This window comes from Candidatus Chloroploca sp. Khr17, assembly GCF_004138165.1.
In the GTDB taxonomy this organism is placed as follows: domain Bacteria; phylum Chloroflexota; class Chloroflexia; order Chloroflexales; family Chloroflexaceae; genus Chloroploca.
The window spans coordinates 1-9,789 of sequence record NZ_RYFF01000042.1; the positions used below are offsets into that span (position 1 = coordinate 1).

Below are 9,789 nucleotides of genomic sequence, written 5' to 3' on the forward strand. Positions count from 1 at the left end.
AGACCGACATGACGAAGCGCCCGCGCGACGGGGCGCGTCCTGATGCCACTGCGTAGTCCCTAATGTGTATCGGTCTCCAAGGTCTCATCTGCTTGAAAAGGATACCCAGAATACGGTACACTATCCCTATGAGAGCTTTTCTTGCGTTTGTCCTGCTCACACTGTTGCTGACTGGTTGTGCTCAAGCTGAGGTTCAACCCTCGCCTGCACCGTCACCAACAAGTGCCGTTCGTCCAACCGACCCGGTGCCCGGGCCGCCGCCGCCCGAGGAGCCGGTTGGTACCGCGCAGTTGTTGCCGGCCCCGCTCTATGTGTTGGAAAGCGGTCAGATTGCCCGTATCGAGCGCGATATGGTTACACGGGCGGTGGTGACGGCTGAACGTGTTGAGCTTCCTGGGGTCGAAGCTGTTGCTGAATTTACTGTTGCGAGTGATGGCACCCTGGCGTATATTGTGGGTGATGTGACTGCCGACCGCCTAGTTTTGACCGATGGCCGCGGCGAAGATCTGCGCGTCATCTATGAAGAGGTGCAGCACGAACTGAGCGACCTGCTCTTTACGCCTGATAGCAGCGCAATCATCTTCCGCCTGCTCAATAATCGGCAGCCTGCCGATCCCAATATGCCGAGTGGCATCTATCGTTTGCCGCGTGAGGGTGGTTCGCTTGAACTGTTACGCCCTGATGACCCAGTTGATGATCCGGTCAATCCGGCGCGTACGGTCAGTGGCTATCGTCCGGTCGCCTTTGCGCCTGATCGCACGGCGTTGCTCGTCGAGGTCTTTGCCCTCTTTTATGATGATTGTACGCTGGGCGTGATGGCTAGTGACGGCGGTGAGGTGACGCGCATCACTGTGCCTGAGGGGGTGCAGGTGCTTTGTGATGAAGCCGTCTGGACCACCGCGAGTGATGCGGTGCTCTTGCTTGCTGTGCGGGTGGATGGCGACCAGGGCCAGGATGGCCCGACCCTCTGGCGTGCACAACGCGGTGATGGGGTGGCCGTGCCTTGGCTGACCCAGGCGGATATCTTTGCGCGTGCGCCGCTGAGTTTGCCTGGACAAGCTGTGCAATTTTTTCTGGCGCAGCTTCAACGTGATCTGGCCGGTTCGATTACGGGGGCGACCTTTACCCCGGTGCGGCTTGATTCCCCCGAGGCAAGCCCGACGCCGTTTGGACCTTCGTTTGCGCGTCGGCTGGATGGGGTGCTCTGGGCACCTGATGGGTCAGGTGCGCTTGTGGCGCTTGGCTCCTTTGTCGAGGGCGAGGATAACCGCCCGCTGCTGCGCTGGTTGCCGCGAGAAGGATCGCCGGTCGATCTGCCGACGGCACGGATGTTTATCAATGGCCTTGCCTGGGCCCCAGAAGAATAGATGCAACACCTCTATCTCCATATTCCCTTTTGCCATCGTCGTTGCAGCTATTGCGATTTTAATACGTATGCCAATATGGAGCACCGGATCGAGGCCTATGTCGAGGCGCTCTGCACTGAGTTGCGGATGCGTGCCGCGCAGGATCACGTTCCGGTGCCCTGTTCGACTGAGGCGGCGGCTTTGCCACCGACCATCTTTTTTGGTGGCGGCACCCCGACGATGCTCTCGTTGGCTCAGTTTGAGCGCATCCTTGAAGCTGCGTCGGCCCTCGTGCCGCTAGAGGGGGCCGAGATTACGAGTGAGGCGAATCCGGGCACGGTGCTCGGGCGTGACTATTTGCGCGGGTTGCGCAGCCTCGGGGTCAACCGGCTCAGCATGGGCGTGCAGAGCCTGCACGATCCGACGCTGCGGGTGCTCGGGCGGATTCATACAGCAGTCGAGGCGCGGCAAAGCTTTGAAGAGGCGCGGGAGGCTGGCTTCACTAATCTGAATCTCGATTTCATCTTTGGTCTGCCAGGGCAAGATCTGGTGCAATGGGAAGCGACGCTCGCTGCGCTTACCACCTGGGGTGCCGAGCACTTCTCGCTCTACTCACTGATCCTTGAAGAGCAGACGCCGCTCTTTGCGCAAGTCACGGCCGGCAATGTGGTGGTGCCTGACGACGATGCGGCCGCCGCGATGTATGAAGCGGCGATGACGCAATTTGCTGCGGCGGGCTATCAGCAGTACGAGATTAGCAACTGGGCACGCATCACACCCGAGGATGGCCGCTTGCCCCGGTATGCCTGTGACCACAACCTGGCTTACTGGCTCAACAGCGACTATCTTGCGGTGGGTGCCGGTGCGCATGGACATCTCTATCCCCGGCGGTATGCCAACATCCTTGGCATTGATGCCTATATCAAGGCGGTTGTGCAGGGCACCTTGCCTGTGGCGACGGTGACAGCATTGACGCCTGAAGATCTGCGGGCCGAAACAGTGATGATGAATTTGCGTCTGAACCAGGGGATCAGCCAGGCGCATTTTATGGCTCGGTGCGGCCTTACGCTTGACGAGGCTTACGGCCCCACCATTGCGCACCTGATCGATCTGGGCGTGCTCGAACGCCACACTGATCGGATCAGACTCACGGCCCGCGGGCGCATGGTCGGCAACCAGGTCTTTGCCAAGTTTGTATGAACTGCCCCACGTTGCAAATCTGCGATCCTTGTGCTAGACTACACGCGGCGGGGGCCGGTAGCTCAGGGGATAGAGCTGCAGTCTTCGGAACTGCGAGTCGGGGGTTCGAATCCCTCCCGGCCCGCCATCACCTCTTTTTGTAGAGACCTCACAGGTCTTGATGATGCCGTCCCAATGCGGACGAGCAGACCTGTGAGGTCTTCTTGGCAAGGTAGTGGCCCTAAAACCTCACAGGCGTCAAAGGGGGGCACCAGAGGGCGTCAAACCGCCCTGATGCCCGGGAGGGCGTCTGAATGACGGGCAGTTTCATCGCGCCATAGGAAACCTGCCAGGTGTGCGCCGGGACACCGCTCCGTTCCCCCAAGGAGTGCGGCGGCGCACACCTGGCAGGTTTGATGGGTTGGCCGCCGCCATGTGGCAATTGCAGGGGAACGCCCGTGACCGAGCAGGTGAAACCCTTTGCCACCTCACAGGTCGCCAAGACCTGTGAGGTCTGACTCAACTGGCCGACCGCCCATGTGATGCTCAGGGTGACAAGGCGGCCTACTCAATGGCGGCTCTTGCTAATCCGCATACACGACCCGCTCTTCCCTCCCTCTTTGATACACTCAAGCAGAATCTGCTGCGTTGCTTGTGCCGTTGCTTGCCAGGTGAAGGTGGCAGCGCGGGCAAACCCACGTTCGCGCAGGCTCGCCCGTAGTGCGGAATCCTGCACAAGTTGGACGATACCTGCGGCCATTGCTTCGGTCGCGGTCGGATCGACCAAGAGCGCGCCATCGCCAGCGACTTCGGGCAGGGCGCTGCTGGTGGAGGTGAGCACCGGCGCCCCGCAGGCCATCGCTTCGAGCACGGGCATGCCAAAGCCTTCGTAGAGCGAGGGGAAGAGAAAGGCCGTGGCCCCGGTCAAGAGGGCGTTCAGGTCGCCGTCGGGTACGTAGCCAGGGAAGCGTACCAACTCGCCGAGATCGAGTTCAGTGACGCGCCGTTCGATCGCCTCGCTGAGCCAACCGCGCTGCCCGGCAAGCACGAGCAGCGGCGGGCCACTCACGCCTGGCTGGGCAAGGTGCGGCAAGGCGCGGGCAAAGGCATCGAGCAGGCGTACGAGATTTTTGCGGGGCTGAATGGTGCCGAGATAGAGCAGGTAGGGCCGGATCTGGTGTGTGCCCGGCACCAGCAAATTGTATCGCGCACATGTCGCCGCCACTTGCGCCGGATCGTCAACCGGCTGAAACGCTTTGCTCAAGCCGTGAGGCACCACATGGATGCGCGACGGATCGGCCCCATAGGTGCGCACCAGATCGGCCCTGGTCGCCTGCGAGATCGCGATCACCTGCCGGGCCGCCCGCAGACTCCAGCGCGTCGTCAGAGCGAGTTCGAGTCGTCGTCGTGCCGTATGTGCCTCGGGGAAGGCGAGGTAGCCAAGGTCGTGGATCGTCACGACGCTCGGGCGGGCGGCGACGAGCGGCACCACATGGGCGGGCACAAAGAGCACATCGGGTTGCTTGATGAGCGTCGTCGGCCCGAGCCGGGCATGGGTCCAGAGCCGTCGCAAGGGAATATCCCGTAGGCCAAAATTAGCCCCGAGCGGAGGCAGGTCGACTGGAATGCCATTGGTGTAGAGCAGATAGTGATGCCACTGGTCAAGCTGCGCCAGGGCCGCGATGACCTCATAGCTATAACGCTCGGTACCTGTGCGATGAGTCGCACTAAGCCGACTGGCATCAACGGCAATGGTTGGCACCTTCATTGAGCAAAAGCTTCCCATCCGCGTTGCAGAACTTCGGCAGACGGATCAGGCTGCGCCGGGTCGAGCCCGAGGCCGCTGATGAGTTGGGCAACCAGCGTCTCTTGCGCCCCGTTGGCCTGAGCCGCCTGGCGCAACGCTGCGGCGACGAGGTGTTTTTGATGGAGACTCAGCAGTTGGCGGGCCTCAGCGAGAAACTGCGTGCAACTGACCTCGCCGAGATAATGCTCGACGCGATCGCGCAACTCACGATCAGACGCCAGACCCTTGGGCCAGAACGGGGCGACCTGCCCGTTGACATAAACACTGCGTGCCCCGGCGAGATGACCGAGCGCCGTCACCAACGCTGCTGCCGGAGAGAGACGCCCCGGTGGATAGATGGCGTCAAGTTCGGTCCATGAACCCATAGTTTCTCCTTTGAGCGCGACACTACATAAAAACCTATGTAGATGCTGGCGAAAACGAGCAGCGCAGCGGCTCGTTTTCGCCAGCATCCATCAACTACCGTAACACCCGTTCGATATGGAGATTCATCTGGGCGAGGCGCGGGACAACATCACCGTAGCCTCGTTCGAGCAAGTGAATACCACGAATATACGAAGTGCCACGTGCAATCGCCGCAGCAATGATATAGGCCAACCCGGCGCGGAGATCGGGGATGGTAATCATTGTTTCGTCTGAAGCGAGGGGTGTTGGCCCGACGATAATCGCGCTATGTTCGTGGTTCTGATTGCTAAAACGGCAGGCCAACCCACCCAGACAGTGGGTAGTTAGCTGGGTATTAGCCCCCAGTTCGTTCAACGCCTTGAGGTAGCCAAAGCGATTCTCGTAGACAGTCTCGTGGATGATCGAAATACCGTGCGCCTGGGTAAGCATGATCGCAAAAGGCTGTTGCCAATCGGTCGAAAACCCAGGGTAGACATCAGTTTCAACCACGGTGGGCGTCAAGGCCCGGCGACGAAAGAAGCGCACCTTGCGCGGTTCGAGCAATTCAAAGCCGCCTCCAACCTGCTGAAAATGGGCCAGGAAATTGCCCAGATGGTTCGGATCAATGCCACTCACTGTAATATCGCCGTCCGACGCGCCGGCGAGGCAAGCCCACGAGGCGGCCTCGATCCGGTCGCCGAGGATCGCCATGCGGGTACCAAGCAACTGCGGCACCCCCTCGATCACGATCTCGCGCCCAGCGGAGGTGAAGATGACCGCCCCCATTGAACGCAGCATCGTAATCAACTCGATAATCTCGGGTTCAATCGCGGCATTAGCAATCAGGCTGCGCCCCTCGGCCATCACACCGAGGAAAAGACAGGTCTCGGTGGCACCGACACTTGGGTAGGGCAGACGGATCTGGGTGCCGCGGAGACGCCCGTGGCGACGGGCCACATACCCTTCTTTCGTAGTTGTCACGGTGCCGCCAAAGTGTTCGATTGCCATCAGGTGAAAATCAACCGGGCGTTCCCCGATTCGGCAGCCACCGACAACCGGCACCGCGACCTCGTCAAAACGGTGCAACAGCGCACCGAGCAACAGGATCGGAATCCGATTGCTACCCGAGTCGGGAATCGGCACCTGTGACGACGTCATGCCAGTCGGATCAATCGTCAACGTCGTGCCATCGGCGTGAATCTTCGCGCCAATCGCTTCAAGCATACTGTGGGTAATCACCACATCACCAATCGGTGGACAATTCAAGAGTTGGGTTGGGGTATCAGCCAGCAGCGCGGCCACCATCGCCTTGGTCGCAAAATTCTTGGCCCCAAGCGCCGTCAGATGGCCCACGACCGGCTCGCCACCACGGATGCGATAGACAAACTCATCACCAGCCATATGGTGTATCTCCTCATATGCAGGCTCGCAACATAGCCTGTCATACCTCTGATCATACACCATTTTGCGCTGAGAACAACTGGTATGCAGTCGCTTAACAGGGCAATTGCAACGTCCACCTGACCGGAGCACCGTCGGGCTGAAGCCCTCGGCGACGGGTCGCGAAGGCCGCCTGCGCGGCCTCATCCAGCCCACGCAGGCGGGCTTGGCACGGAGTAGCCGAGCCGTTGACGGCGACGGTGACCCCGGAGAGCTGACGTTGCATCAGCCCTGAGTCGCCTAAAGCCTACGCCGTTGGCGTTGGGCGACCGCAAGACCGCCCCCATCAGCAAGTCCTTTTTGCTCAATAATAGGGCAACTGTTCATCAAAGCAGGTTCCCTGGTTGCGATGCCAGGCTACGACATGTTTGATGGCTTCGAACGCCTTGGTTCTGGCAGCACGATCTGAATTGAAGCCCTGGTGAGGTTGCACATAGATGTTGGCACTGCGATCGAGCGCCTTGCGTACCATATGGCGGGCCGCCGCATGATCATCGCTAGCGATGTGATCGCCACTCACAACGGTCGCAAATTCTGCCTCTGACGAAAAGACATCGAGCCCCAGGCCCATGATCTTTCCTGCACGATAGAGATCCCACAGGCCTGCCTCGGGCGCAATTTCGCCTCGGGTCACATTGATCAAGATGAGTCCATCACGCGCCTTGGAGAGATAGTCCTTGGAGAAATAGCCAACATTATAAAAAGGACTCGCCTGGTTTCTGGTGAGGTTCATCGCATTCACGATGATATCGCTCGACATGATTGCTTCGTCCTTGGAAACAAACGTGAAACCCTTACCGTACACGGTTTTTAGGGTAGTTTGGCGGAGATCAACGCCCTGAACCGACAAGCCATTGGCGGCGGCCAGTTCATAGACGCGCTTGCCGATCTTGCCAACACCATAGACCGTCAGTATTTTGTGTGGGCCTAGCTCGACGAACGCACGTGAACGCTTGCGGTCGAAGGTCGCCGTCTGATGCATATAATGGTTGAGTTCGCCTGCTGCAGCGTAGAGCAATTTCATGACGGTTTGGGCAACCGCCGTGACACAGTACTCGCGGAGGGAGGCGAGATTGACCGTCGCAGCCAGATGTTCGAGGTGATCATAGCCTGCACTTCGCGTAATCACGCTCTTCTTGGTGCCTGCCAGATAGTTTGCGGGCAGAACCGAGTGGGTTTTGAGCGTGATGAGCCTGGGAAGCCGTGTTTCAGGATGCTCTTCCAGGTAGTCTTGCACCGTGCGTGGCGTCATCAAAGAGGTGTGCGTGGGTGGAAGTTCGCCACGTTCCATTGCCACGAGGGTCGCTTCCCTCAAATGATCGGCCTCGGGGCCAAGCGCCTCGAAGTGGATCAGGTCATAGTCAGTTGCTCGGGCATCATGTTCCTGGAATACGCTCATAAGCACCTCATCAAAGCATAGCTTGGCCGTGCGTCTGGGAGTTGGTTGGCTCCTTACGCCATCAGACACCTTTTTCCACGCTGGTATAGTAGCGGTTTGCTTTGTCCCACGCAAGCGATGCCATCCCCCTGGCTAGGGCGCTTGCAGCTTCCGTGTATGTACCCGCCAGGGCCCCCGCCAGGGCACCCCGCCAGGGGTGGGCCCCCGCGAGGGGTGCCCCTACAGGGCCGAGCGTACGGGCACCCCTCGCGGGGGCCCCTGGCGTGGCTGAACGGACGGTTGCAAAGCCAGACAGAGTGTGGTATTATCTCGCTTGTGCGAAGGCGGGTAGCTCAATTGGCAGAGCAGCGGCCTCCAAATCCGCAGGTTGCAGGTTCGATTCCTGTCCCGCCTGCCAGATCTTCTGCCGGACAAAACCAGTGGGGGTGTGGCGGAGCCCGGTTTATCGCGTCGGTCTTGAAAACCGAAGGGCGTAGCAATGCGTCCCGTGGGTTCGAATCCCACCGCCCCCTCCAGTTTTAGCTTGTTGCGTACGTACGGGGAGGTCGCATAGAGGCCTAGTGCGGCGGTTTGCTAAACCGCTATGGGAGCAATCCCATCGAGGGTTCGAATCCCTCCCTCCCCGCCAAGCTGTGGAACAAAGAAGGCGTGATGCAGAAACTCCTGCATCACGCCTTCTTTTTAGATTTTTGTCACCAGTTGATCAGTACGAGATGATGACGCGCGTGCCCAGGTCGGCCCAACCGTAGAGCCACTCGGCATCATCGATGCGCAGGTTGATGCAGCCGTGTGAGGCACGGATGCCCGTGCCGTGGTTGTCGTGCCAGTAGGTGCCGTGTAGGGCTACGCCGCCGACAACGTATTGTACCCACGGAATGTTGGGGACTTCCCAGCACTCGCCACCCATGCAGTCGGCCATCGTCTGCATCGGGTATTTGAGGTAGATCGCATATTCGCCGACCGGCGTGTTGAAGCCGTCACGTCCGGTGGCAACGGGTGCGCGGAAAACGAGCAGATCCCCTTCGTAGGCGCTCAGCCACTGCTCGCTGAGGCTCACTTCGATGCGGCGTTCCCAGATGGCGGGGTGCCAGGTCAGCGTGCCGGGCATCTGAGTGACCGGGGCGATGTTCACCCCACGGATTTGGGCCAGTTGCCGACCGAGATCGCTCAGTTGAACCTCGTGCAGCGAGTTGATCCGGTAGCCCGTTGAAGCGCGCATGCTCTGGAAGAAGCTCGGCAGATCCTCGGGAAAATAGATAAACTTGGCTCGCTCGAAATACTGGACGAGCCGCCCGCCCTCGTCAACGGTTTCGCTCAACGGGAAACCAAAGATGCGCATGCCACCCCGCTTTTCCCAGGCTTTGTGAAACTCGCCCCAGAGGGTGTGGCCTGTTTCGGGGAAGTAGCGCACGCCTGTTTGTGGATCTTCAAGTGGTGCAGGGAAGCCCTGGTAGGCCAGCAGATCGCGCCCCAGTAACCCGAGTTGCACCTGTTCGTCGGCAGGCAGTTCGGGATGATACTCGAAGCGCGCGCGCTCGAAGTACTGAACAATGCGCCCATCTTCGACAAACTCTTCGGTGAGCGGATAGCCAAAGGTGTGGATTTGACCATTGGCTCGCCAGAAGTTGAGAAAGCCACTGCGGTTGCTAACGTGATGCCCCGTCTGCGCAAAATAGACGGTCTGCATCTGCGGCAACTGTTCCGCATTCACGATGCCCGCCTGCTGGAACTGGCTAGCCCGGAATGCCGTCTCGTGTGCCTGGGCCGCAGCCAACGCAGCTCGGGCCTCACGGTAGCTCACCGGGGGCACAAAATCAGCCCGTGGGTGACGCGCTTCAAGATGCTGCGTCCAGAGCATACTACTTATAATAGCAGCAATAACGAGTAACGGAACGGCCAGTGGAAGCAAACGGCGAGCGCGCATACTATGTTTCCTTGGGATAAAGCCATGCGAGGATAGTCGTTGTTTTTCTATTATATAGAAAGTAAACGCTTTTGACTAGGGTTTATGGTGCAAGATCTTGCACATACGGTGGTTTTTTGACGCAAAGGCGCAGAGGCGCGAAGGTTTGGAGGGACTTGCATGCGCAACTTTGCGCCCTTGCATCTTTGCGTCAATGCGCGTCAACCGTATGTGCAAGGTCTTGGCTCTAGGCTCAAGCGCTCGTGGCGACAATTTGTGGACACCTGGATGCTATGATGGGGACATCCCCGATTTGTTCATCATATGGCGA

At 59.5% G+C, this 9,789-nt stretch carries 8 protein-coding genes and 4 tRNA genes; 6 read left to right on the forward strand and 6 right to left on the reverse strand.

Annotated elements, in window-relative coordinates; all coding sequences use genetic code 11:
* Positions 1–128 precede the first annotated feature (128 nt).
* The 3 genes from EKD05_RS19505 to EKD05_RS19515 all read left to right on the forward strand — a co-directional run bounded on the left by EKD05_RS19505 (position 129) and on the right by EKD05_RS19515 (position 2,673).
* On the forward strand, positions 129–1,367 hold the full coding sequence (locus EKD05_RS19505; RefSeq protein ID WP_129676208.1) for a hypothetical protein: 1,239 nt from the start codon (positions 129–131) through the stop codon (positions 1,365–1,367).
* Positions 1,368–2,546, forward strand: coding sequence for a radical SAM family heme chaperone HemW (gene hemW, locus EKD05_RS19510; RefSeq protein ID WP_129676211.1), 1,179 nt, complete (start codon positions 1,368–1,370; stop codon positions 2,544–2,546). It abuts the gene before it with no gap.
* A gap of 51 nt (positions 2,547–2,597) precedes the next feature.
* Positions 2,598–2,673: transfer RNA gene (locus tag EKD05_RS19515), tRNA-Arg, on the forward strand.
* A gap of 420 nt (positions 2,674–3,093) precedes the next feature.
* Here the strand turns inward: EKD05_RS19515 and EKD05_RS19520 are convergent.
* The 5 genes from EKD05_RS19520 to EKD05_RS19535 all read right to left on the reverse strand — a co-directional run bounded on the left by EKD05_RS19520 (position 3,094) and on the right by EKD05_RS19535 (position 7,555).
* Positions 3,094–4,293 carry a glycosyltransferase family 1 protein gene (locus tag EKD05_RS19520; protein WP_129676214.1) on the reverse strand — a complete coding sequence of 400 codons (1,200 nt, stop codon included), beginning with the start codon at positions 4,291–4,293 and terminating at the stop codon, positions 3,094–3,096.
* The gene (locus EKD05_RS19525) at positions 4,290–4,697 is read right to left on the reverse strand and encodes a hypothetical protein (protein WP_129676218.1); all 408 of its coding nucleotides are present in this window, start codon (positions 4,695–4,697) and stop codon (positions 4,290–4,292) included. The genes EKD05_RS19520 and EKD05_RS19525 overlap by 4 nt, the downstream gene beginning before the upstream one ends.
* A 94-nt stretch (positions 4,698–4,791) precedes the next feature.
* Positions 4,792–6,117, reverse strand: a complete 1,326-nt coding sequence (murA, locus tag EKD05_RS19530; protein WP_129676221.1) for a UDP-N-acetylglucosamine 1-carboxyvinyltransferase — start codon at positions 6,115–6,117, stop codon at positions 4,792–4,794.
* A 94-nt stretch (positions 6,118–6,211) separates the two neighbouring features.
* The gene (locus EKD05_RS25935) at positions 6,212–6,382 is read right to left on the reverse strand and encodes a hypothetical protein (protein ID WP_165360833.1); all 171 of its coding nucleotides are present in this window, start codon (positions 6,380–6,382) and stop codon (positions 6,212–6,214) included.
* A 78-nt stretch (positions 6,383–6,460) separates the two neighbouring features.
* Positions 6,461–7,555 (reverse strand): NAD(P)-dependent oxidoreductase, encoded by a 1,095-nt coding sequence (locus EKD05_RS19535; protein WP_129676224.1) that lies wholly within the window; start codon positions 7,553–7,555, stop codon positions 6,461–6,463.
* A gap of 321 nt (positions 7,556–7,876) precedes the next feature.
* On the opposite strand from EKD05_RS19535, the gene EKD05_RS19540 reads away from it, so the two are divergent.
* The 3 genes from EKD05_RS19540 (at position 7,877) to EKD05_RS19550 (ending at position 8,183) form a co-directional block, all read left to right on the forward strand.
* Positions 7,877–7,952, forward strand: a tRNA-Trp gene (locus tag EKD05_RS19540).
* Positions 7,953–7,976: 24 nt separating this feature from the next.
* Positions 7,977–8,070, forward strand: a tRNA-Ser gene (locus tag EKD05_RS19545).
* Between the two features lie 23 nt (positions 8,071–8,093).
* Positions 8,094–8,183 (forward strand) — tRNA-Ser (locus EKD05_RS19550).
* Between the two features lie 75 nt (positions 8,184–8,258).
* On the opposite strand, the gene EKD05_RS19555 is transcribed toward EKD05_RS19550, so the two are convergent.
* Positions 8,259–9,479, reverse strand: coding sequence for a L,D-transpeptidase (locus tag EKD05_RS19555; RefSeq protein WP_129676227.1), 1,221 nt, complete (start codon positions 9,477–9,479; stop codon positions 8,259–8,261).
* Positions 9,480–9,789 lie beyond the last annotated feature (310 nt).

Coding starts and splice junctions, on each gene's coding strand:
- EKD05_RS19505 (WP_129676208.1), top strand. CDS start 129: ATGAGAGCTTTTCTTGCGTTTGTCCTGCTCACACTGTTGCTGACTGGT.
- hemW (WP_129676211.1), top strand. CDS start 1,368: ATGCAACACCTCTATCTCCATATTCCCTTTTGCCATCGTCGTTGCAGC.
- EKD05_RS19520 (WP_129676214.1), bottom strand. CDS start 4,293: ATGAAGGTGCCAACCATTGCCGTTGATGCCAGTCGGCTTAGTGCGACT.
- EKD05_RS19525 (WP_129676218.1), bottom strand. CDS start 4,697: ATGGGTTCATGGACCGAACTTGACGCCATCTATCCACCGGGGCGTCTC.
- murA (WP_129676221.1), bottom strand. CDS start 6,117: ATGGCTGGTGATGAGTTTGTCTATCGCATCCGTGGTGGCGAGCCGGTC.
- EKD05_RS25935 (WP_165360833.1), bottom strand. CDS start 6,382: ATGCAACGTCAGCTCTCCGGGGTCACCGTCGCCGTCAACGGCTCGGCT.
- EKD05_RS19535 (WP_129676224.1), bottom strand. CDS start 7,555: ATGAGCGTATTCCAGGAACATGATGCCCGAGCAACTGACTATGACCTG.
- EKD05_RS19555 (WP_129676227.1), bottom strand. CDS start 9,479: ATGCGCGCTCGCCGTTTGCTTCCACTGGCCGTTCCGTTACTCGTTATT.